The following is a 21,763-nucleotide window of genomic DNA, read 5'->3' as shown; positions in this document are numbered from 1 at the left end:
CGGTGAGAGTCTGCGGTCTACGAGGTAGAAACCATGACCACGCCGCTTTTCATCCCGCTTGCCATCCGCTCCAGCTATTCCCTGCTTGAGAGCATGATAACGCCTGCAGATGTTGCAAAGTGGTGCAAGAACAACGCTGTACCCGCCGCAGCGGTGGCCGACCGTAACAACCTGTTCGGGGCGCTGGAGCTGTCTACCAAGCTGGCGGATTACGGGGTGCAGCCGATCATGGCCTGCTGTTTCGATGTGACGGACGGCGTCCCGCGCTCGGAACCGACGCGGCTCACGCTCTATGCGCAGAACGACGCGGGGTACCAGCGGCTTATGTTCCTGTCGTCGCGGGCTTTCCTCGATGCGCCGGATGGGGTCCCGAAGCTGCACAAGCGGCTGGTACTTGAGGAGACCGATGGCCTGATCGTGCTGACGGGCGGCGCCGAAGGCGAAGTGGCGCGCCACATTCTGAAGGGCCGGATGGGGGACGCGCGCACGGAGCTTTCAACGCTCGCCGCGGCCTATCCGGGCCGTTGCTATGTCGAGATCACGCGCCATGGCACGCCGGCGGAACTGAAGACCGAGGCGGGGCTGCTTGAACTCGCCTATGACATGAGCCTTCCGATCGTTGCGACCCACGATGCGCGCTTTATGAAGCCGGACGATGCAACCGCGCATGACGCGCTGATGTGTATCGCGAACGGCGAGTATCTCGGGCAGGACGATCGCAAGCGGGTGGCCACGTCGCAGTACCTTAAGTCGCCTGCCGAAATGCGCGTGCTCTTTGCGGACCTGCCAGAAGCGATCGCCACAACGGTGGAGATCGCCCGGCGCTGCACAGTACGCGCCGAGACGCGCAGCCCTATCCTGCCGAGCTTCACGCAAGGCGGCCGGTCGGAGCCGGAAGAACTGCGCCTGCAGGCGAAGGAAGGCCTCGAGTTACGGCTGAAGGAAGCCGACCGTCTGTATGCGGAACGGGACGTGTATTTCGAGCGGCTCGACTTCGAACTCGGCGTCATCGAGCGGATGGGGTTCCCAGGCTACTTCCTAATCGTTTCGGACTTCATCAAATGGGCCAAGTCCAACGGCATCCCGGTGGGGCCCGGGCGAGGTTCGGGCGCCGGTTCGCTGGTCGCCTGGTCGCTCTTGATCACCGACCTCGACCCGATCCGGTTCGACCTGCTGTTCGAGCGCTTCCTCAACCCCGAACGCGTCTCGATGCCCGACTTCGACGTCGACTTCTGCCAGGAGCGTCGCGGCGAAGTCATCCGCTATGTACGAGACAAGTACGGCGCAGACAGTGTTGCCATGATCATCACCTTCGGGACGCTGCAGGCGAAAGCCGTTGTACGCGATGTCGGCCGCGTCATGCAGATGCCCTATGGCCAGATAGACCGGCTCGCGAAGCTCATTCCGTTCAACCCGGCAAAGCCGCCGACTCTGGACGAAGCCATCGCGGGCGAGCCTAAGTTTGACGACGAGATTGCGGCGGACGCGCGCGTCGGCGAGCTGATCGAGATCGCGCGGGCGCTGGAAGGGCTGTACCGCAACGCTGGAACCCATGCGGCAGGCGTCGTGATCGCGGACCGGCCGCTGGTCAATCTCGTGCCGCTCTATAATGATCCGCGGGCGGAACTTCCAGCCTCGCAGTTCAATATGAAGTATGCCGAAATGGCGGGCCTTGTGAAGTTCGACTTCCTGGGCCTCAAGACGCTGACCGTGATCGACCGGGCGATCAAGTTCATCGAACGCAACAACAAGGATCTCGGGCCAGCCTGGCGCAGCCTAGACGACTCGGCGACTTATGAACTGATGGCGAGCGGCGAGACGCTCGGCGTATTCCAGCTCGAAGGCGCAGGGATGCGCGACACGCTGCGGCGCGTGCGTCCGAACAATATCGAGGACGTCATCGCCATCATCTCGCTCTACCGGCCGGGCCCTATGGAAAATATTCCGGTCTATGTGCAGGGCAAGGAGGATCCGACCTCTGTGCGCTATCAGCACCCGGACCTGAAGCCGGTTCTGGAGGCCACATATGGCGTGCCTGTTTATCAGGAGCAGGTCATGCGGATGGCGCAGGAAGTCGCCGGCTATTCGCTCGGCGAAGCTGACCTCCTTCGCCGCGCGATGGGCAAAAAGAAGCTCGAAGAGATGATCGCGCAGCGCAAACGCTTCGTGGAAGGCGCTGCGCAGACAAAGGGCATGAAGGAAAATCTCGCCAACGAGATTTTCGACACGATGGAGAAGTTCGCGGGCTATGGCTTCAACAAGTCGCACGCTGCCGCCTACGCTCTGATCGGCTACCAGACCGCCTACCTCAAATGCCACTTCCCGGTCGAGTTCCTCGCCGCCTCCATGAGCCTTGATCTCGGCAACACTGACAAACTGGCTGCCTTCTTCCAGGAAGCCAAACGTCTGCGCATTCCCGTGCTGGCGCCTGAGATTAATTCTTCCTCAGCCGACTTCGACGTGCGCAACGGCGCCATTGTCTATGCCCTCGGCGCGCTGAAGGGAGTGGGCCTTGAGGCGATGCGTCATGTCGTGGCGGTGCGCAGCGAGAGCGGCACGTTCAAGGATCTCTACGATTTTGCCGAGCGGATCGACCCAAGGCAGGTCAACAAGAAGGCCTTTGAATCGCTTGCGCGTGCCGGGGTTCTGGATGCTCTGGAAGCGAACCGCGCCCGAGTGCTGGATTCCGCAGGTGTTCTTTCGCAGCATGCGACCAGTTCCGCAGGCGATCGGCAAGGCGGGCAGGGCGGCCTTTTTGCCGACGCCGAGCCGGCGCTTCGCCCGCCCTTGCCATCGCCAAGGGCATGGACGGCGCAGCAGAAGCTCGACGAGGAATTCCGCTCCATCGGCTTTTATTTCTCTGGCCACCCGCTGGATGATGTTTTGATGTCGCTCGACCGAGATCGCATCACCCTGATCATGGAAATCGAGGACCGGGCCGGGGAAGGCCGCCCTCTCGAGATGATCGGTATCGTGCGCGCCCGCAACGACCGTACGGGCAAAAATGGCAGCAAGTTTTCCTTCCTGACCGTCTCGGATCCCACCGGGGAGCGGGATGTGACCGTCTATAGCGAAGCCCTGATGCAGTACGGAGACCTGCTCAAGCCCGGCAAGGCCATCGCCCTTACGGTCTCAGTGAAGCTTACCGGGGAGGAGACCCGCCTCATCGTCGAACGGGTGGTGGAGCTTGAATCGGCCCGCCTGTCCAAGCCCTCCGGCCAGCTGCTGGTGCGTCTGTCGACGGGCACGAATCCGGCGGAGCTCGCCAGCGTGGTGCAGCGTCTGGAAGGGCTGAACGACCCGGACCGGGGCTCGATCCTGCTGGAAATGCCGTTGGAAGACGGCCGTCTGGTTACGGTTAAGCTGCCCCAGACCTATACGATCAGCCTGAAAGCCCAGCGGGCCCTGAAGGAAATCCCGGGGGTTGAGCGGGTGGTGCCCCGCCGGGCCGCCTGAGGCCGGAAACACGGCTGTTTGCGCTTGCCCCGGGCGGCGGAAGATGTATAGGAGCGCTCTTCGAAACCATGTCGCGGGTGCATCCGGTGCGACGGGGTCAAACCCGTAGTTCCACCCTGCGACGGCCAACCGGATGGAGAAAATCTATGGCCCTACCTGACTTCTCGATGCGTCAGTTGCTTGAAGCTGGCGTTCACTTCGGTCACCAGACCCACCGCTGGAACCCGCGCATGAAGCCGTATATCTACGGCGAGCGTTCCGGCATCCACATCATGGACCTGTCCCACACGGTGCCTTCGCTGCACCAGGCGCTCGTGTTCGTTCGCGACACGGTGGCCAAGGGCGGCCGCATCCTGTTCGTGGGCACCAAGCGCCAGGCGCAGGACCCGGTGGCAGAAGCAGCCCAGCGCTGCGCGCAGTACTATATGAACCACCGCTGGCTCGGCGGCACGCTGACGAACTGGACCACCGTGTCCAACTCGATCAAGCAGCTGCGCGAACTGACCGCGATGTTCGAAGCCGGTGGCGGTTCGGGCCTCACCAAGAAAGAGCTGCTCGACCTGCAGCGCCGCCGCGAGAAGCTGCACCGTGCACTCGGCGGCATCGCTGACATGGGCGGCCTGCCGGCTGCCATCATCGTCATCGACACGAACAAGGAAGCCATCGCTGTCCAGGAAGCCCGCAAGCTGGGTATTCCGGTCGTGGCCGTGCTCGACACCAACTGCGACCCGGCGGATGCCGATTTCGGCTTCCCGGGCAACGACGACGCAGCCCGCGCCATCTCGCTGTACTGCAACCTGTTTGCAGATGCGGTGCTCGATGGCCTCGCTGAATCGACGGCCGGCCTCGGCGTTGATCTCGGCGCAATGTCGGATGTCGGCGCGATGGCCGATGCTGACGTGCAGGTTGCAGGCGAAACGGCGACCGACGCCTGATACGGCGCTCCGGCGCAACAATTCTAATGAAGGATCAAAGCCATGGCTGAGATTACAGCGGCACTCGTAAAGCAACTGCGCGAGAAAACCGGCGCAGGCATGATGGACGCGAAGAAAGCCCTCGTGGAGAACGACGGCGACGAAGCGGCAGCCATCGAATGGCTGCGCGCGAAAGGCCTGTCTAAGGCTGCCAAGAAGTCGGGCCGCGCTGCGGCTGAGGGCCTCGTCGCCGTCAAGGTTTCCGCGGACGGCAAGACCGGCGCTATTGTCGAACTGAACTCGGAAACGGACTTCGTGTCCCGCAACGAGGGGTTTCAGAAAGCCCTCGACGGCATTTCGAAGGTGGCGCTCACCACCGACGGTTCTGTCGCTGCGGTTTCGGGTGCTGCCTCGCCAGATGGCGAAGGCACCGTGGACGAAATGGTCAAGCGCATGATCGCCACCATCGGCGAGAACATGACGCTTCGCCGTTCGGCGAAGCTTACTTCGTCGGGCCGCGTTGCCTCCTACATCCACAACGCAGCAGCGCCCGGCATGGGCAAAGTTGGCGTTCTGGTGGCTCTGGAGGGTTCGGGCGATCTGGAAGATGCCGGTCGCAAGGTTGCGATGCACATCGCGGCAACCTCGCCTGCGGCAGCCACGACGGCTGAACTCGACCCGGCGCTGATCGAATCGGAGAAGCGCGTTCTCACCGAACAGGCCCGCGAAAGCGGCAAGCCTGATGCGGTCATCGAGAAGATGATCGTTGGCCGGATGCAGAAATTCTACAAGGAAGTGGTCCTTGTCGAGCAGCCGTTCATCATGGACCCTGACAAGACGGTCGGTGAGTTTCTCAAGGCGCAAGGCGCGACGCTGAAGGCATTCGTGCACTTCAAGCTCGGCGAAGGCGTCGAAAAGGAAGAAACCGACTTCGCCGCAGAAGTCGCTTCGATGACAAAAGGCTCCTGATCAGGCTTGCCTTTCTCCCCGTGAGGGGCTTTGAACAATCCCGGCTGGCGGTTTCGCACAGCCGGGATTTTTTTGGTTCTGGATTGAGAATGATCGGTGGACAGAATGCCGGCGAATGAGCCTGAAAAGAGCCAGTTGAAATACCGGCGTGTACTGCTCAAACTTTCCGGTGAGGCCCTGATGGGCCCCGGCCAGTTCGGCATCGATATTCCCACCTGCATACACTTCGCCCAGGCGATCTCCAATGCGCGCGCGGCCGGGGCGGAAATCTGCCTCGTGATCGGGGGCGGGAACATCTTTCGCGGCGTAGCCGGCGCGGCAAAGGGCATGGAGCGGGCGCAGGCCGATTCGATGGGCATGCTGGCGACGGTAATGAACGCCCTGGCGATGCAAAGCGTGCTGGAAGGCATCGGCGTGCCGACACGCGTCCAGTCCGCGCTCAGCATGGATGCGGTTTGCGAGCCCTATATCCGGCGCCGTGCACAGCGGCATATGGAAAAGGGCCGCGTGGTGATCTTCGCGGCCGGCATCGGCAACCCGTTCTTCACCACCGACACCGGCGCAGCGCTACGCGCCATCGAGATGAACTGCGACGCCTTGCTGAAAGGCACCCAGGTTGACGGCGTCTACACGGCCGACCCGAAGCTGGATTCGACAGCCACACGTTACAATCAGGTCGCCTATGACGAACTGCTGATCAAGAACCTGCGTGTCATGGACCCTTCGGCGGTCAGTCTGATGCGCGACAATAACATTCCGATCGTCGTCTTCTCCCTCAAGGAAGAAGGCTCCCTTCTGAACGTCTTGCACGGCCGGGGAACTTCCACGACGATCTCCACCAAAGGAGGGTCGACCGAATGAGCTACAGCAAGCAGGACATCGAACGCCGGATGGAGGGCGCCCTGACGTCGCTCGCAAGCGAGTTTTCCGGTCTTCGCACGGGCCGGGCTTCGGTCAACCTGCTCGATTCGATCACGGTGTCGGCCTATGGCGGCGTCTCGCCGCTGAGCCAGGTGGCCTCTGTCACGGTGTCGGATACGCGGATGCTTTCGGTCAACGTCTGGGACAAGACGGTCGTCGGCGCTGTAGACCGCGCGATCCGCGAGTCGGGCCTCGGCCTGAATCCGATCATGGACGGACAGACACTCCGCATTCCGATTCCTGCCCTCAACGAGGAGCGCCGGGTCGAATTGACCAAGATTGCCGGTAAGTATGCCGAGGCGGCCCGCGTCGCTGTTCGCAACGTGCGCCGTGACGGTATGGATACCCTGAAGAAGATGGAAAAGGCGGGCGAGATAAATGAAGACCGCGCCCGCTCGCTTTCGGAAGAAGTGCAGAAGCTGACGGACGCTTTCGTCCACCGGGTCGATGACATGGTGAAGGCGAAGGAAGCGGAGATCATGCAGGTTTAATGGCCCGTCCCGGGACCTCCCCTGAACCTTCCCAGTCTGGCGGAGATCCTCCAGCACCCCAGCATGTTGCCATCATCATGGATGGCAATGGCCGCTGGGCAAAGGCCAAGGGGCTGCCGCGCACTGCAGGACATGAGCGCGGTGTTGAAGCATTGCGGCGCACTGTGGAGGCGGCCGGCGATCTCGGCATCCGCTACCTGACGGTCTTTTCCTTTTCTACCGAAAATTGGCGCCGGCCGGCTGCAGAGGTGAACACGCTGTTCGCTCTCCTAAAGGCCTATGTGCAGCGCGATCTGGCGCGCCTGAAGCAGGACGGCGTGCGCGTGCGCGTGATCGGTCAGCGCGCCGGCTTGCCGCTTGATATTGCAGAGCTCGTGGACCGTGCCGAGAGCGAGACCGCTGACAACAGCAAGTTCCACCTGACGATTGCGTTTAACTACGGTGCCCGGAATGAAATCATACGTGCAGCGAGTGCGTATGCGCGCGCTGTTGCCGCCGGCGAAGTCTCCGGCGACCTGACCGACGACGCGTTTGAAGCCTATCTCGATACGCGCGACCTTCCGGACCCGGACCTGCTGATCCGGACGAGCGGCGAGTACCGCATCAGCAATTTCCTGCTCTGGCAGGCGGCTTATGCCGAACTGCTGTTTGTCGATGTCCTTTGGCCGGACTTCAACCGTGCCCACCTCGAGAGCGCCATTTCGCGGTTTCATGAGCGGGAGCGCCGCTTTGGTGCGGTTGCGCCTGGAGCTACCTGATGGGCGATTGGACGCCGCCGGATGAGCGGTTCTCCGAGTTACCTCGACGCCTGCTAACTGCCCTCATCCTCATTCCCTTCGCGCTGATTGCTGTCTGGATGGGGTCTTGGTGGCTGGCAGCGGGCTGCGCGGTCTTCTGTGCGGTCATGATGCTCGAATGGTGCCGGATGAGCGCCACGCCGAACGAGCGCTTGCTGGCCGGGCTGGCGGCCCTGTTTGGCCTGAGCCTGGCCTTGGGCGATGAGCGTATCAGCTGGGGGCTTTTTGGTGCCGCAGCTGTGCTGGGTGTTGTCTCCGCTCAGCGGCAACCGGCGTCCCGGGTCTCCGGCGGCTTCGGCGTGATCTACGTCTTCGGCATGGTGTTCGGCCTCTACATGCTGCGGGAAGGACCCTGGGAGGGCCATCTCGTGGCACTGTATTTCATGTCCTTTGTCTGGGCATCGGATGCGGCGGCCTATTTCTTCGGGCGCATGATCCGGGGCCCGCGCCTCTTGCCGAAGGAGAGCCCAAACAAGACCTGGAGCGGCGCCATTTCGGCGGTCATCGTCTGTGCCGGCTGCGGCTACCTGGCAGCCGACTGGCAAAGCGCAGCGATCGTCCCCTGGATGCTCGCTGGCATGGCGATATCGGTGACCGCGCAAGCCGGCGACCTGTTCGAAAGCGGCCTGAAACGGCGCTTCAAGGTCAAGGATTCCGGGACCATCCTGCCAGGCCATGGCGGCCTGCTTGACCGGGTAGACGGTCTTGGCGCCGTCAGCATCTGTGCGACTTTGACATTTCTGAGTGTTCCGCACCTGCCGCGCCTGCTAGGTCTTTGACCCATGTCAGGTGTTCGCCGCGTTTCGATATTTGGTTCCACGGGCTCAGTCGGCCAGTCGGCGGTTGACGTCATCCGTCATGCCAACCGCGACGGCTGCCGGTTTCAGATCGCCGCCATTGCGTCCGGACAGAACGCCGCCGCACTGGCCGGGCAAGCCCTTGAACTGAAACCGGAAATCGCAGTCATCGCCGACGAGTCCAAACTGGACGAACTGCGCGGACACCTTGCCGGCAGCGGTATTGCCTGCGCCGCAGGCGAAGCGGCGATGGTCGAAGCTGCGGCCCGGCCCTGCGACCGGTTCCTTGCAGCCATCGTCGGCGCGGCGGGGCTGCGCTCCACGATGTCGGCTGTGAACGCCGGTAACCATCTGGCGCTGGCGAACAAGGAAAGCCTAGTCTGCGCCGGCACGATCCTCATTGAAGCGGCAGAGCGGGCAGGGGTGTCCATCCTGCCGGTAGATTCCGAACACAGTGCCATTTTCCAGTGCCTCGGCGATGGCCGCTCCCTCGAAAAGTTGACGCTGACTGCCTCTGGCGGGCCTTTCCGGACAACTTCCCGGGAAGACATGGCCCGCGCCACGCCCGCGCAGGCCGCCGCCCATCCCAAATGGAGCATGGGGCTCAAGATTTCCATCGACAGCGCCACGCTGATGAACAAGGCCCTCGAACTGATCGAGGCCGCAATCCTGTTTAAGGTGTCGGCGGACCGTGTGGATGTGCTGGTTCACCCTCAGTCCATTGTGCACGGGATGGCTCACTTCACGGACGGTTCGGTGATCGCCCAGCTGGGTTCGCCTGATATGCGAACGCCCATCTCGCTCGCCCTTGGCTGGCCCGACCGGATCGAGACCACCGTGGACCGGCTGGATCTGGCCCAGATCGGGCAGTTGGACTTCGGTCCGGTGGACACCAGTCGGTTCCAGTCCATTGAGCTCGCCCGGCGGGCTTTCAGCCTCGGGCCGGCGGGGCCAGTCATATTAAATTCTGCTAATGAATCAGCGGTTTCGGCATTCGTCGGGGGCGAATGTGGCTTTCTGGACATCGGTTGGGCGGTGGAAGCCGCACTGGACCGCTTTTCATCCTCGGAATTCGCCTCTACCAAGTGCACCTCACTGGAAGAAGTGGCGTTCCTGGACCAGTTCGGGCGCCGTCTGGCCGGGGAAGTTCTGCGAAACGCCCCAAGCCGGGCAGGAGGATTGTCAGCTTGGAAGGCGTAATCAGCCAGGGACCTCTTTTTATCGTCTGTCTGGTGTTCCTGATGGGCATCGTGATCGTCGTTCATGAGCTCGGCCATTACCTGGCGGGGCGTGTCTTTGGCGTGGCGGTGGAGTCCTTCTCGGTCGGGTTCGGCAAGCCGATGGTCGAGCGCCGGGACCGAAATGGTACCCGCTGGCGCGTCAATTGGGTCCCGCTGGGCGGTTTTGTGGCCTTCATTGACAAGCAGACCGCAGAAGCCGGTGCCGATGACCCCGACGCGCCGAAAGGCGTTGCTTTCGATGACGTCGGCCCTTTGAAGAAGATCGTCATCAGCCTGGCCGGTCCGATAGCGAATTTCGTGCTCGCTGCCGTGATCTTCTCGGTTTCCATTGGCGTCCATGGGATTGCGGTGCAATCGATCAAAGTTGCTTCGACCATGCCGGACATGCCGGCAGAGCGTGCGGGCATCCTTGCGGACGACCAGATCCTCGCCGTAAACGGCAAAGCGATCCGGAACTCGACCGACGTGACAGTCGCCGTGATGCTGAGCCCCAATACGCCGCTCGACCTGCTTCTTAACCGCGCCGGGAACGAGTTGACGGTTACCGTTACGCCCCAGGAGATCGTCCGTGTGAACGATTTCGGCCAGATGGTGCCGCAGAGCACACTCGGCATCCAGATGTACCCGTCTGAGACTTTCGACCGGCTCCGGTTCGGACCCGTCGAATCAGTTGTTGCGGGCGTTCAGGAGACGGGCGCCACGATCGAACGGACCGTGGTGATGCTGAAGCGTATCGTCACCGGCAATATGTCCTTTCATGCACTCTCGGGACCGGTCGGTGTCGCTGATGTCTCACGCCGGGTAGTGAATACGGTCATGGACAGACCCGAGATTCCGCTGATGGACCGGCTCGACCGCCTGTTCTGGGTGCTGCTCAGCCTGTGTGCTGCAATCTCGGTAGGGGTCGGTTTCTTCAACTTGTTGCCACTGCCAGTGCTGGATGGCGGGCGAGTTGTGTTTCATGCATACGAGGCATTGATAGGCTCAAAAATGCCAAGCCAGATAGAGGCAATGGCGCTGCGTGTGGGAGTGTTCGTCTTGGTGGCGATGGTGATCGTGATCACTTGGGGGGACATTCTCGAAACCGGCGTTTTCGGACGGGGAAGTAGCTGACGAAGGTCGGCTCCAGGAACGAAAGTGTATTCGAGAATGCGTAAATTCCTCGCAGCGACAGTTCTCGCTACCAGCGCTCTGGCGCTTGGTGCAGGCGGACAGCTCCAGATTGCCCAGGCCCAGGAAGACGCCCGTTATGGCGGCACGATCCGTTCGATCGTGGTGGAGGGCAACAAGCGCATCGAAGCGCGCACGGTGCAGTCCTATCTGCTGCTCGAACCCGGCGACGCCTTTGATCCGGACCGGATCGACCTCTCGCTGAAAACACTGTTTGCAACGAACCTGTTTGCGGACGTGTCGATTGACCGGCGCGAGGACGACCTCGTTGTGCGCGTCGTCGAGAATCCGATCATCAACCGCGTCATCTTCGAGGGCAACCGCGCCCTGAAGGACGAAAAACTGCGCGAAGAGATCCAGGCTGCGCCGCGCGGCGTGTTCACTGCTGCCCGCGTGCAGGGCGACGTCCAGCGGATCCTTGAGATGTACCGCCGCTCAGGCCGCTTCGCGGCGAAGGTTGAGCCGCAATACAAGCCGCTCGAACAGAACCGCGTAGACCTGATCTTCGAAGTCACCGAAGGCCCGGTGACTGGCGTGCGCGCCATCAACTTCATCGGCAACAAGGAATACTCGGACTCGCGGCTGCGCAGCGAGATTGTAACCCGTCAGTCGCGCTTCTGGCGCTTCTTCAGTTCGAACGACAACTACGACTCGGGTCGCCTCGAATTCGACCGTGAACAGCTGCGCGAGTTCTATCAGAACAACGGATACTACGATTTCCGCGTCACCTCTGCAGTCGCTGAACTGACGCCGGACCAGAAAGATTTCTACGTCACCTTCACCGTCGATGAGGGACGCCAGTATGACTTCGGCGTGATCAAAGTCGAAACGGCGTTGGAAAAACTCGACTCCAACATTCTTCAGGCCGTCGTGCCGATCCAGGAAGGCGAGCTGTTCCGCGGCAATCAGATTGAAAGCACGATCGACGCGCTCACTTATGCTGCCGGTGTTGCAGGCTATGCCTTCGTCGACATCCGTCCGCAGATCAGTGTCAACGAGCAGACCGGCCGCATCGACATCACCTTCGCCATCGATGAAGGCCCGCGCGTCTACATCGACCGGATCAACATCGTCGGTAACACGCAAACGCTCGACCGGGTTATCCGCCGCGAGCTGCGCATTGCTGAAGGCGACGCCTTCAACCGCATCCTGCTGGACCGCTCGCGCAACCGCATCCGCGCGCTCGGCTTCTTCAAGGAAGTCACAATAGAAGAGACCCCTGCTGAAGAGCCGGATCGGACCATCGTCAACGTCACTGTCGAAGAACAGTCGACCGGCGAGCTTTCGTTCGCAGCAGGCTTCTCTTCGGTTGACGCCTACCTCTTCGACCTCAGCGCTTCGCAGCGCAACCTGCGCGGCCGGGGCCAGTCAGTTGTGGCGCGTACCTCGCTGTCGAGCCGGCAGCAGGTCGTCGATCTTCGTTTCACGGAACCGCGCTTCCTTGACCGCAACCTTTCGGCCGGTGTTGACCTGTTCGCGACGCGCCAGGACTTCGAGGAGTTCACCGGGTTCACGAGTGAAACCATCGGTGGCGGCGTGCGCGTGGCGTTCCCGCTCACGGATCGCATGCAGCTCGGCCTGAGCTATCGTCTGCAGACGGATGATGTGAATATTGCTGACCAGAACATCATAATTGACTCCAACGGCGCGTTCGTGCGCGCCATTCAGCAGATCGCCGGCCTTGATACACCGGAAGACTTTTCGGATGACGTCGTGCGTCCGGTGCTGCCAGGTGATGCCGGGGCAGGTGAGGCTTTCGTAGATCGGTGTGATCCGCGTTTCCTTCTGCGCGACACGATCTGCCGGTCCGAGCGCAGCGACCTGTCGAGCATTGTCGGCTACAATTTCTTCTGGGATCAAACGAACGACCCGATCACGCCGACACGCGGTTTCGACTTCCGCTTCAGCCAGGACATTGCGGGCCTCGGCGGTGACGCTCAGTATGTTCGGAGCGAAACAGGCGCCTCGATCTATCGCGGTATCTGGCGCGACGTCGTTGCGTCGGCCCGCTTCGCGGGTGGTTATGTTCTTCCGCTGGATGATTCCGAAGGTGTGCGGATCAACAATCGATTCTTCCGCGGTGGCAGCACGTTCCGCGGCTTCGATGTCGCCGGCCTCGGCCCACGCGAAGTCTACCGCATCTTTGACCCGAACACCGGCGCCGAGCTCACGTCGCTTCGCCTGAACTCACTGGGCGGCAATGCTTATTATCAGGGCACGTTTGAACTGACAGTCCCGAACTTCCTGCCGGAAGAGTATGGCATCAAGAGCGCCATGTTCTTGGACGTCGGCTCGCTCGGCCAGCTCGAAGACATCGACAAGGGCGACCCCGTGGTGATTCCCGATGCTTCGTCACTTGGCTTTTTCGGACTTGGCGCGGTGCGCGTTCCGAAAGACGCCATGGCCCTTCGCGCCTCGGCCGGCCTCAGCGTGTTCTGGGATTCGCCCTTCGGCCCCATCCGGTTCGACTTCTCGCAAATTCTGCGCAAGGAAGACTACGACCAGACCGAGACGTTCCGGTTCTCGACCTCCACCCGTTTCTGATCTCGATAGCCCCAACGAGGAAAAACCAATGACCAAACTCCGCATGCTAGTGGCCACGCTTGTGCTGGCCATGTCGTTTTCGGCGACCTTTGCCCAGGCCTCTTATGCCCAGGGCACGGTCGTGATGATCATCGACGAAGGCAGAATCCTGACGGACAGCAAGGCCGGCAAGGACCTCTTCACGAAGCTCAAGAACATCGAAACCCAGATCAACGGCGAGCTGAAAGCTCCTCGTGACGCGCTGGAAGCCGACCGGACTTCGCTGGCAGCCCAGGTTGACGGCAAGACCCGCGAGGCCATCGTGGCCGATACAGCGCTCGTCGCCAAGATCGAAGCTTTCCAGAAAAAGGCTAACGATTTTGCCCAAAAGCGTACAGTCCTCTCTCAGGAATACGCGGCGACGGAACAGAAAGCCTTCGTCGATTTCAACACGGCGCTGGAGCCTGTTCTGCTTGAAGTCGTGAAGGAAAAAGGCGCGCAAGTCGTGCTGTCTAAGAGCCAGGCAGTTTTCTCGGCCGACACCGTGGACGCCACTCCGGCCATCGTTTCGAAACTGGATGCGCGGACGCCGGCGATCACCGTTGTCCGCCAGCGTGCGCCGGCTGCAACGCCTCAGTAAGTGTTCACGGAAAGCAATAGACCGTGACTGTTGATACCCGCTTCTATGCGTCATTGGGGGCTTTGACGCTTGAAACGGCCGCCGCCCTGACGGGCTCGGAGCTTGCCGGTGATCCCAAAGCGGAGATCACCGGCATTGCTGCCGCAGACCGCGCGCAGAAGGGCGAGATCGCGTTCCTGGAAGGCGACGCGGCACACGCCGCTCTCAGTGCCCGCCTGACTGTTCTGGTTGTAAGCGAAGCAGCCCGGGCGCGTGTCCCTGATGGTGTTTCTTTCCTCGTCAGTCGCCAGCCTCGTTATGCGCACGGCCAGATATCCCGTGCGCTCTATCAGCCGCGTCACTTGCAGACGCAGGAACCTGCGCAGATTTCCGCGTCCGCCCATATTCACTCTGAGGCGATTATCGGCCCCGGCGTTGTTATCGGGGCAGGAGCGGCCATCGGGGAGGGAACGGTCGTTCGCCCTAACTCAGTGATCGGGCCGGGTGTCCAGATCGGACGGCACTGCAGTATCGGCGCCTCGGTAAGCCTGTACTGTGCTTTGGTCGGCGACCATGTGACACTGCTCTCGGGTGCCCGCATCGGCGAGACCGGCTTCGGCGTCACGCCCGGGCCGCAGGGCCTGGAAGATGCGCCCCACTATGGACGGGTCATCCTGCAGGATCATGTGACCGTTGGTGCCAACTCCTGCATCGATCGCGGCGTATTCGGCGACACGATCGTTGGCGAGCGCACCAAGATCGATAACCTCTGCCAGATCGCCCACAATGTCGTGCTGGGCAGGTCCGTAATCGTCGCGGCGTTCGGTGGGATTTCGGGGTCCGTGAAAGTGGGAGATGGTTCCATGCTCGGCGGCCGTGTCGGTATTGCCGACCATGTAACGTTGGGCGAGGGCGTCAGCCTCGCGGCGTCCGCCGGCCTGTTCCGTGATGTCGGGCCGGGTGAGACCTGGGGCGGCACACCGGCCAAGCCGATCCGCCAGTGGATGCGCGAAGTGGCCTGGCTCAACAAGCAGTCGAACCCCAAGAAGCGGGATTGACCAGTGGCGCGGGACTGAAACCGCTGCTAACGGAAAACCATGTCCACGACTGTTCACCCCACGGCTGTGATCGAAGCGGGCGCTGTCCTGCATGACGGCGTATATGTCGGCCCGTTCTGTCATGTCGGTCCGAATGCGGAACTGGGCGAGGGTACCCGGCTGATTTCTCATGCCAGCGTGCGTGGCACCACCCGACTCGGCAAGGAATGCGTGCTGCACCCTCATGCGGCCGTTGGCGGCGTGCCGCAGGTGCTCGGTGTGGAGGAGTCGCCGGACTCGCGGCTCGAGATTGGCGATAACTGCGTGTTCCGCGAATATGCGACTGCCCATACCGGCTGGCCGAAAACAGGTGGCCTCACAACGGTCGGCACCGGCTGCTTTGTGATGATCGGCGCCCATATCGCGCACGACTGCCATATCGGCAACAATGTCGTGATGGCAAACAATGTCTCGCTCGCAGGCCATATCCATGTCGGCGACAATGTCTGGTTCGGCGGGCTTGCGGCCGTACACCAGTTCAGCCGCATTGGCCGCAACGCCTTCATTGGCGGCGGCGCCATTGTGGTGGAAGACGTGATTCCATTTGGCTCCGTGGTGGGCAATCATGCAAAGCTCGCGGGGCTGAATATGGTGGGGCTCAAGCGCCGGGGGTTTTCGAAGGCAGACCTCCATCAGATCCGCGCCGCCTATAAAGCTGTGTTCGAAGGCGAAGGCTTCTTCAAGGATCGCCTCGAATCCGCGGCAACAGCGTTCGAAGGCCAGGCGCTGGCGATGGAGCTGATCGATTTCATCCGCGAGGGCGGCGACCGCCCCATCTGTAAGCCGGGTTGACCGGATGCCCGCGCCGCTTGGCCTGATTGCGGGACTGGGCGACCTGCCGGTCGCCATCGCCGAGAATGCCGTAGCCACCGGGCAGGGCGTGCATGTACTGCGCCTGAAGGGCTTCGAGGAGCCGCGACTGGCGTCGTATCCGGGCAGCGTTGTCGGGCTTGGCGAAGTCGGCACGGTCATCAGCAGGCTGAAGGACGCAGGATGCCGCGATCTCGTCTTCGCGGGAAATGTCAGCCGCCCGAACTTCTCGGATCTCAAGCTGGACCTGAAAGGTGCGGCCCTGTTGCCGAAAGTGCTCAGCGAAGCGCGGCGGGGCGATGATGCCTTGCTGCGCGTTCTGGTGAGCGAGTTCGAGAAGAACGGTTTTAACGTTATCGGCAGCGAGCAGGCTCATGCGAGCCTGCTAGCGCCGGCGGGCCTGATTGCCGGGCCTCAGCCCGATCTGACGCTGATGGCGGACCTTGAAGTGGCAGCGCGGGTCGCGTCGGCCAGCGGGGCTCTGGACATCGGACAGGCGTGTGTTGTCTGCGATGGACTCGTGCTGGCGGTCGAGGCGCAGGAAGGCACGGATGAGATGCTCCGGCGCTGCGCACGGCTGCCCGAGACGATCCGCGGCCATTCGGGCGCGCGGCGGGGCGTCCTGGTGAAGCGGCCCAAACCGGTGCAGGAGCGCCGGATAGACCTGCCGACCACGGGCGTGTCGACGGTTGAACTCGCAGCTGCGGCCGGCCTCGCCGGGATCGGGGTGGAAGCCGGCGGCGCTCTCATGCTGAACCGGCCCGCGATGGAAGCGAAGGCGGCCGCGCTCGGATTGTTCCTGTACGGATTTCCGCCCGCGCTTGGAACGAACAACTGATGTCGCTCTATCTCGTCGCTGCAGAAGCCTCCGGGGACTTGCTGGCGCGCGAAGTTGCCGAATGGGTGCGCCGCAAGGCGCCCGGTATCGAGATCGACGGTATCGGCGGTGAAGAGCTTGCAGCTATCGGAATCCGGTCGCCTATCGACATTGGGCCATTGTCTGTACTCGGATTTGTGGAGGGGATCCGGGCATATGGCGATGTGGTGCGCCTTGCAGATGCTGCAGCCGATGCCATCTGCAGCAAGAATCCGCGCGTCGTTGTGCTGGTCGATTCTTGGGGCTTCATGCTGCGAGTAGCGCAGCGTGTGCGTACCCGTGCGCCCTGGATAAGGCTCGTCAAGCTGATCGGCCCACAGGTCTGGGCCACCCGCCCGGGCCGTGCGGAAACTCTCGCCGGGACGGTTGATCACCTTCTGTGCCTGCATGAAATCGAGGTGCCATACTACGCGGCATTTGGCCTGAAGGTGACTGTCATCGGCAATCCTGCGCTCTCACGCAGCGGGAAGGGGGATGGCGCGGCGTTTCGTGCCGCGCACGCCATTCCGGATGCCGCGCCAGTGCTCCTTGTCCTGCCAGGTAGCCGCCGCAGCGAAATCGCCTCTGTCGCCCCCGTGCTGGTTTCGGCCGCGCGTCAGATCAAGGATCGCAAACCCGAGATACGAGTTCTCATCCAGCCGGCCTCCTCGATCCAGGATGCCTTCACCGCGCGTTTCCCGGACGTGGGCACCTGGGCCGAAGTGATCTCCGATCCTGCCGCGAGGTATGATGCGATTGCAGCTTCCGATCTGGCGCTGGCCTGCTCGGGTACGGTGACGAGTGAAGTCGCCATGCAAGGCACGCCAATGATCGTCGGCTACAAGACGGGATGGATCACCTGGGCTCTGGCGCGAGGCTTGCTCTACAAAAAGGTGCACATCACGCTGCTGAACATCCTCAACGGCGACCGTGAGATCGTTCCGGAGTTCGTGCAGACACGTTTCAAGTCTGACCTGATCGCCGCGAAGGCGCTTGCCTGGCTGGGCGATCCGGCGGAACTCGCCGCACAGAAACTTCGCCAGTCAGAGGCGCTGAAGGCCCTCGTACACGATGGCCAACCTGCCGCAGAGATCGCGGCAGATGCCATCCTGCTGGAATTGCGCCAGACTCAGCGGCCCGTGATTGGCATGTAGTCGCGCATCGCAGCGCCGGTGTATATCTGGCGCGGACGACCGATCTTCTGGGTTGGGTCTTCGAGCATCTCGTTGAGCTGAGACACCCAGCCGACCGTCCGGGCCACGGCGAACAGCACCGTGAACATCTTGGTCGGGAAACCCATCGCTTCGAGAATGATGCCCGAATAGAAGTCGACGTTCGGATAAAGCTTCTTGTCGACAAAGTATTCGTCTTGCAGCGCGATGCGCTCCAGCTCCATGGCGACCTTGAGCAGCGGGTGATCACGCAGGTCGAGCGCGTCGAGCACTTCGTGGCAGGTCTTCTGCATGACTTTCGCGCGGGGGTCGTAGTTCTTGTAGACGCGGTGGCCAAAGCCCATGAGGCGGATGCCGCTGGACTTGTCCTTCGCCATCTTCACGAACTCCGGAACCTTGTCGAGCGAACCGATCTCGCGCAGCTGGCGCAGCGCCGCTTCGTTGGCGCCGCCATGGCTGGGTCCCCAGAGGCTGGCCACGCCGGCGGCGATGGCTGCGAAGGGGTGGGCGCCCGACGAGGCGACGAGACGCACGGTCGAAGTCGACGCGTTCTGCTCGTGGTCGGCGTGGAGCATAAAGAACCGGTCCATGGCGCGGGCCAGGATCGGGTTGATCTCATAGTCCTCGGCGGTGACCGAGAAGCACATGTTGAGGAAGTTTTCCGAGTACGAGAACTTGTTCAGCGGATCGATGAAGCGCTGACCCAGGTTGTACTTCATGCAACGGGCGGCGATTGTTGGCATCTTGGCGATGAGGCGGATGGAATCGCGCCGGCGCTCTTCCGGATCTTCGTTGCCCATGGCGCCGGGATAGAAGGCTGCCATACCACCGACAGCGCCGGTGAGCATTGCCATCGGGTGGCTGTCACGGCGGAAACCATCGAAGAAGCGATCCTGCTGGGTGTGCAGAAGCGTGTGCTGGCGCACTTCCTTCGAAAAGGAGTCGTACTGGGCCTTGTTGGGCAGTTCGCCGTTCAGGAGCAGGTAGCAGAGCTCCAGATAGTTGGATTTCTCAGCGAGTTGTTCGATCGGATAGCCGCGGTGCAAGAGCACGCCTTCGTCGCCATCGATAAAGGTAATTTGGCTTTCGCAGCTGCCGGTCGAGGTGAAGCCGGGGTCAAGCGTGAAATGGTCGGTTTCTGCGTAGAGCTTTCGGATATCTATGACATTCGGGCCATGCGTGCCGGAATAGACGGGCAGGTCCACACTTTTGCCGCCGACTTCCAGCTTCGCCGTGCCTGCGTTCTTTACCTTGTTTTCCATCAGCTCTTTCCCTGTTCAATTCGTTCCAAAGGCGCCTCAGCCAGCACCCGTCTGAAGCTGGTCTTCAATCCGGCCGAACGTTTCGTCGCGCCCGAGCCAATCCATTACCGGCGCCAGATCCGGTGCGGGTAACCCGCCCGTCAAAGCCGCACGCAAAGGCGGACCGATCTGCCCCATAGATAGTCCTGTTGCAGTGCAATATGTCGTGATCGTTTCCGAAATACTAGCGGTGGTCCAAGTGGCAGTGTTGCGCAATTCAGGCAGGAGTCCCCCCAGGCGCGCAAGTCCCTCCGCTGAAATAGCCTTCTTTGCATTTTTGGAGAGCTCCAGAGGGCGAGCCACACGCAGAAAGCGAAACGCGGCGGCAAGCTCTACAAGGGTCGCGCCACGGTCCTTCAGGAAGGGCAGGGCCTGACGCACGCGCGCAGAGGTGACTGGATCCAGTGGGCCTTCCTGCGCCAGGAACGGCTGGAGCAGATCGAACAAACGGTCATTGTCCGCTTCACGGATGAAGTGCGCGTTGACGGTACCGAGCTTCTCGAGATCAAGCCGCGCCGGCGACTTGTTGATGCCGCCGAGATCGAACAGCCGGATCGCTTCGTCCTCGGTGAATATCTCCTGATCGCCGTGGCTCCAGCCTAAGCGCAGAAGGTAGGCTTTCATGCCTTCGGGCAGGTAGCCTAGGTCGCGGTAAACCGTTGTCGACAGGGCGCCGTGGCGCTTGGAGAGCTTGGCGCCATCATTGCCGTGGATCATCGGCAGATGGGAAAACTCAGGAACATCCCAGCCCATCGCCTGGTAGATCGGGATCTGGCGGAATGTGTTGCGCAGGTGATCGTCGCCGCGGATGACATGGGTGACCCCCATGTCGTGATCGTCAACGACTACGGCGAGCATGTAGGTTGGCGTGTTGTCGGTTCGCAGCAGCACGAGATCATCGATCTCAGACGCATGGACCTTCACGGTCCCCTGAACGCCATCCTCGACAATCCGGTCGCCGCCATCCGGCGCGCGGAGCCGTACGGTGTAGGGAGCGTCCGGCGAAGGCGGCGAGCCGCCATTGCGCCAGGGCGAGCGGAACGGCGCGAGCAGGGCGCCCGCTTCGGCCAGAAGCGACGCGCGTTCTGTCTCTCCGAGACCTTCTGCACGGGCCGCAACACGTTTTTCCTCGCCGAGGTCCCGCCGCGCCTGCAGCTCGTCTGCGCTGACATAGCAACGGAAGGCCGTGCCGCGCGCGACCATTTCGTGCGCTACAGCAGCATGGCGCGAGGCTTGCTTGGATTGCATAACCGGGAGCTCATCAGGCGTCAGACCGAGCCAGTTCATGGCGTCAAGGATCGCTGCCGTTGCTTCGGGCGTTGAACGCTCGTGGTCGGTATCCTCAATCCGCAGCAGGAACCGTCCGCCGAACCTTTTCGCGAAAAGGTAGTTGAAAAGCGCGGTGCGTGCCCCTCCAATATGTAGCATCCCGGTTGGGGAAGGGGCAAATCGCGTAACGACGCGCATGATCAGGACAATCTCCGGGGCTGGGGGCGGAACAGCCGCCGACGGGGTGCAGAAACACGAGGATGATCCCGAGTGCAAGGGGGGCGGCCCCGACTAAACTTGCTCGGCGGCGTTGTTGCGCTGGTCACTGCCTACGCGCGTGCGTTTGCCCTTAAGTTCGGGATCTATGGCGGCGCCGAGACCTGCTTTGCGCCCTAGTTCGAACCCGCGCTAACGGCCGCTCCAGCCGCTTTGGCCAGCACCCTCTTGCTCCGGTTGGCGGCGCGTCTCTGGTGGAGATTACTCACGCTGACCACACCGGCGGTGATCCCTTTCGGGGCATTTCTTGGGGTCGCTGCCGCGAGGCTTCGGGCTCGAAACGTCCCTGTGCAGCGCAGGCTCGGGGCAGGTAACGCGGCGCCGTGGCCTGGTGCCGCGTACTCAACACTAATCGTATTTGCGAACCAGCGAGACCAGACGGCCTTGTACTTCAACGCGGTCGGGCCCGAAGATGCGGGTCTCGTAGGCAGGGTTTGCGGCCTCCAGCGCCACTGAGGCACCCTTGCGCCGCAGGCGTTTCAGTGTCGCTTCCTCGCTGTCGATCAGAGCCACCACGATGTCGCCGGTCTGCGCGCTGTTCGTGCGCTTCAGAATGACAATATCGCCGTTGAGAATGCCCGCCTGAATCATCGAGTCGCCCTGGACCTCCAGCGCGAAGTATTCGCCGCCATCTGACGCCTCGGTCGGGGCTGGCACGTGGCCGTTGTCCTGCTGGATCGCCGAAATGGGTGAGCCGGCGGCGATCCGGCCGACAAGCGGGATCATGCCGGGGCGGTAGTTTTCTGAGGTCTGGTTCGCGACGAGGGCAGGTTTGAAGTCCCGGCGCTGGCGGCCGGCCGGTGACGGAGCAGCCGAATCCGGCAGCTTCAGAACTTCGAGCGCACGGGCGCGGTTTGCAAGGCGGCGGATGAAGCCACGCTCTTCGAGTGCTGTGATAAGTCGGTGGATCCCGGACTTTGAGGCGAGGTCGAGCGCTTCCTTCATTTCGTCGAACGACGGTGACACCCCGGTTTCCCGGATACGGTCGTTGATGAAAAGTAGCAGTTCTTTCTGCTTGCTGGTGAGCATGCGTGGGGCCTTCCCAAGTGATTCTATGTTCACAATTGTTCTACGTGTGTTCCCG

General features: G+C 62.1%; 18 protein-coding genes. 15 read left to right on the top strand and 3 right to left on the bottom strand.

Features of this window, described 5'->3' with window-relative positions; genetic code table 11:
• The first annotated feature begins 33 nt into the window (after positions 1 to 33).
• The 15 genes from dnaE (at position 34) to Q0C17_RS15735 (ending at position 17,815) form a co-directional block, all read left to right on the top strand.
• Positions 34 to 3,456 carry a DNA polymerase III subunit alpha gene (gene dnaE / locus Q0C17_RS15805; RefSeq protein WP_291208310.1) on the top strand — a complete coding sequence of 1,141 codons (3,423 nt, stop codon included), beginning with the start codon at positions 34 to 36 and terminating at the stop codon, positions 3,454 to 3,456.
• 146 nt (positions 3,457 to 3,602) lie between these two features.
• Positions 3,603 to 4,391 carry a 30S ribosomal protein S2 gene (gene rpsB / locus Q0C17_RS15800; protein WP_291208307.1) on the top strand — a complete coding sequence of 263 codons (789 nt, stop codon included), beginning with the start codon at positions 3,603 to 3,605 and terminating at the stop codon, positions 4,389 to 4,391.
• A gap of 42 nt (positions 4,392 to 4,433) precedes the next feature.
• On the top strand, positions 4,434 to 5,339 hold the full coding sequence (gene tsf, locus Q0C17_RS15795; protein WP_291208304.1) for a translation elongation factor Ts: 906 nt from the start codon (positions 4,434 to 4,436) through the stop codon (positions 5,337 to 5,339).
• Between the two features lie 105 nt (positions 5,340 to 5,444).
• Positions 5,445 to 6,200, top strand: coding sequence for a UMP kinase (gene pyrH, locus Q0C17_RS15790; protein WP_291208301.1), 756 nt, complete (start codon positions 5,445 to 5,447; stop codon positions 6,198 to 6,200).
• On the top strand, positions 6,197 to 6,751 hold the full coding sequence (gene frr / locus Q0C17_RS15785) for a ribosome recycling factor (RefSeq protein WP_291208298.1): 555 nt from the start codon (positions 6,197 to 6,199) through the stop codon (positions 6,749 to 6,751). The genes pyrH and frr overlap by 4 nt, the downstream gene beginning before the upstream one ends.
• On the top strand, positions 6,751 to 7,509 hold the full coding sequence (locus tag Q0C17_RS15780; RefSeq protein ID WP_291208296.1) for an isoprenyl transferase: 759 nt from the start codon (positions 6,751 to 6,753) through the stop codon (positions 7,507 to 7,509). The genes frr and Q0C17_RS15780 overlap by 1 nt, the downstream gene beginning before the upstream one ends.
• Positions 7,509 to 8,327, top strand: coding sequence for a phosphatidate cytidylyltransferase (locus Q0C17_RS15775; RefSeq protein ID WP_291208294.1), 819 nt, complete (start codon positions 7,509 to 7,511; stop codon positions 8,325 to 8,327). The genes Q0C17_RS15780 and Q0C17_RS15775 overlap by 1 nt, the downstream gene beginning before the upstream one ends.
• A gap of 3 nt (positions 8,328 to 8,330) precedes the next feature.
• Entirely contained in the window at positions 8,331 to 9,545 is a 1,215-nt protein-coding gene (dxr, locus tag Q0C17_RS15770) for a 1-deoxy-D-xylulose-5-phosphate reductoisomerase (protein ID WP_291208292.1), read from the top strand.
• On the top strand, positions 9,533 to 10,699 hold the full coding sequence (locus Q0C17_RS15765; protein WP_291208290.1) for an RIP metalloprotease: 1,167 nt from the start codon (positions 9,533 to 9,535) through the stop codon (positions 10,697 to 10,699). The genes dxr and Q0C17_RS15765 overlap by 13 nt, the downstream gene beginning before the upstream one ends.
• 36 nt (positions 10,700 to 10,735) lie before the next feature.
• A complete protein-coding gene (gene bamA, locus Q0C17_RS15760) occupies positions 10,736 to 13,300 on the top strand; it encodes an outer membrane protein assembly factor BamA (protein WP_291208288.1) in 2,565 nt (854 codons plus the stop codon).
• Between the two features lie 28 nt (positions 13,301 to 13,328).
• On the top strand, positions 13,329 to 13,919 hold the full coding sequence (locus Q0C17_RS15755; protein ID WP_291208287.1) for an OmpH family outer membrane protein: 591 nt from the start codon (positions 13,329 to 13,331) through the stop codon (positions 13,917 to 13,919).
• A gap of 23 nt (positions 13,920 to 13,942) precedes the next feature.
• The gene (lpxD, locus tag Q0C17_RS15750) at positions 13,943 to 14,956 is read left to right on the top strand and encodes a UDP-3-O-(3-hydroxymyristoyl)glucosamine N-acyltransferase (protein WP_291208285.1); all 1,014 of its coding nucleotides are present in this window, start codon (positions 13,943 to 13,945) and stop codon (positions 14,954 to 14,956) included.
• 39 nt (positions 14,957 to 14,995) lie between these two features.
• A complete protein-coding gene (gene lpxA / locus Q0C17_RS15745; protein WP_291208283.1) occupies positions 14,996 to 15,787 on the top strand; it encodes an acyl-ACP--UDP-N-acetylglucosamine O-acyltransferase in 792 nt (263 codons plus the stop codon).
• A 4-nt stretch (positions 15,788 to 15,791) separates the two neighbouring features.
• Entirely contained in the window at positions 15,792 to 16,643 is an 852-nt protein-coding gene (gene lpxI, locus Q0C17_RS15740; protein WP_291208281.1) for a UDP-2,3-diacylglucosamine diphosphatase LpxI, read from the top strand.
• Entirely contained in the window at positions 16,643 to 17,815 is a 1,173-nt protein-coding gene (locus Q0C17_RS15735) for a lipid-A-disaccharide synthase (RefSeq protein ID WP_291208279.1), read from the top strand. The genes lpxI and Q0C17_RS15735 overlap by 1 nt, the downstream gene beginning before the upstream one ends.
• Here the strand turns inward: Q0C17_RS15735 and gltA are convergent.
• The 3 genes from gltA to lexA all read right to left on the bottom strand — a co-directional run bounded on the left by gltA (position 17,791) and on the right by lexA (position 21,708).
• Entirely contained in the window at positions 17,791 to 19,095 is a 1,305-nt protein-coding gene (gltA, locus tag Q0C17_RS15730; protein ID WP_291208277.1) for a citrate synthase, read from the bottom strand. The genes Q0C17_RS15735 and gltA overlap by 25 nt on opposite strands.
• A gap of 36 nt (positions 19,096 to 19,131) precedes the next feature.
• The gene (gltX, locus tag Q0C17_RS15725) at positions 19,132 to 20,601 is read right to left on the bottom strand and encodes a glutamate--tRNA ligase (RefSeq protein WP_291208275.1); all 1,470 of its coding nucleotides are present in this window, start codon (positions 20,599 to 20,601) and stop codon (positions 19,132 to 19,134) included.
• Between the two features lie 426 nt (positions 20,602 to 21,027).
• A complete protein-coding gene (lexA, locus tag Q0C17_RS15720) occupies positions 21,028 to 21,708 on the bottom strand; it encodes a transcriptional repressor LexA (protein WP_291208273.1) in 681 nt (226 codons plus the stop codon).
• Between the last annotated feature and the right edge of the window lie 55 nt (positions 21,709 to 21,763).

It is taken from the genome of Hyphomonas sp., assembly GCF_022844445.1.
In the GTDB taxonomy this organism is placed as follows: domain Bacteria; phylum Pseudomonadota; class Alphaproteobacteria; order Caulobacterales; family Hyphomonadaceae; genus Hyphomonas.
The sequence above is the reverse complement of the archived record's forward strand: the minus strand, read 5'-3'. Positions and strand labels throughout refer to the sequence as shown.

What these genes read in the sequence shown, in the direction of transcription:
- dnaE (WP_291208310.1), top strand. Translation starts at nt 34, where the DNA reads ATGACCACGCCGCTTTTCATCCCGCTTGCCATCCGCTCCAGCTATTCC.
- rpsB (WP_291208307.1), top strand. Translation starts at nt 3,603, where the DNA reads ATGGCCCTACCTGACTTCTCGATGCGTCAGTTGCTTGAAGCTGGCGTT.
- tsf (WP_291208304.1), top strand. Translation starts at nt 4,434, where the DNA reads ATGGCTGAGATTACAGCGGCACTCGTAAAGCAACTGCGCGAGAAAACC.
- pyrH (WP_291208301.1), top strand. Translation starts at nt 5,445, where the DNA reads ATGCCGGCGAATGAGCCTGAAAAGAGCCAGTTGAAATACCGGCGTGTA.
- frr (WP_291208298.1), top strand. Translation starts at nt 6,197, where the DNA reads ATGAGCTACAGCAAGCAGGACATCGAACGCCGGATGGAGGGCGCCCTG.
- Q0C17_RS15780 (WP_291208296.1), top strand. Translation starts at nt 6,751, where the DNA reads ATGGCCCGTCCCGGGACCTCCCCTGAACCTTCCCAGTCTGGCGGAGAT.
- Q0C17_RS15775 (WP_291208294.1), top strand. Translation starts at nt 7,509, where the DNA reads ATGGGCGATTGGACGCCGCCGGATGAGCGGTTCTCCGAGTTACCTCGA.
- dxr (WP_291208292.1), top strand. Translation starts at nt 8,331, where the DNA reads ATGTCAGGTGTTCGCCGCGTTTCGATATTTGGTTCCACGGGCTCAGTC.
- bamA (WP_291208288.1), top strand. Translation starts at nt 10,736, where the DNA reads ATGCGTAAATTCCTCGCAGCGACAGTTCTCGCTACCAGCGCTCTGGCG.
- Q0C17_RS15755 (WP_291208287.1), top strand. Translation starts at nt 13,329, where the DNA reads ATGACCAAACTCCGCATGCTAGTGGCCACGCTTGTGCTGGCCATGTCG.
- lpxA (WP_291208283.1), top strand. Translation starts at nt 14,996, where the DNA reads ATGTCCACGACTGTTCACCCCACGGCTGTGATCGAAGCGGGCGCTGTC.
- lpxI (WP_291208281.1), top strand. Translation starts at nt 15,792, where the DNA reads ATGCCCGCGCCGCTTGGCCTGATTGCGGGACTGGGCGACCTGCCGGTC.
- Q0C17_RS15735 (WP_291208279.1), top strand. Translation starts at nt 16,643, where the DNA reads ATGTCGCTCTATCTCGTCGCTGCAGAAGCCTCCGGGGACTTGCTGGCG.
- gltA (WP_291208277.1), bottom strand. Translation starts at nt 19,095, where the DNA reads ATGGAAAACAAGGTAAAGAACGCAGGCACGGCGAAGCTGGAAGTCGGC.
- gltX (WP_291208275.1), bottom strand. Translation starts at nt 20,601, where the DNA reads ATGCGCGTCGTTACGCGATTTGCCCCTTCCCCAACCGGGATGCTACAT.
- lexA (WP_291208273.1), bottom strand. Translation starts at nt 21,708, where the DNA reads ATGCTCACCAGCAAGCAGAAAGAACTGCTACTTTTCATCAACGACCGT.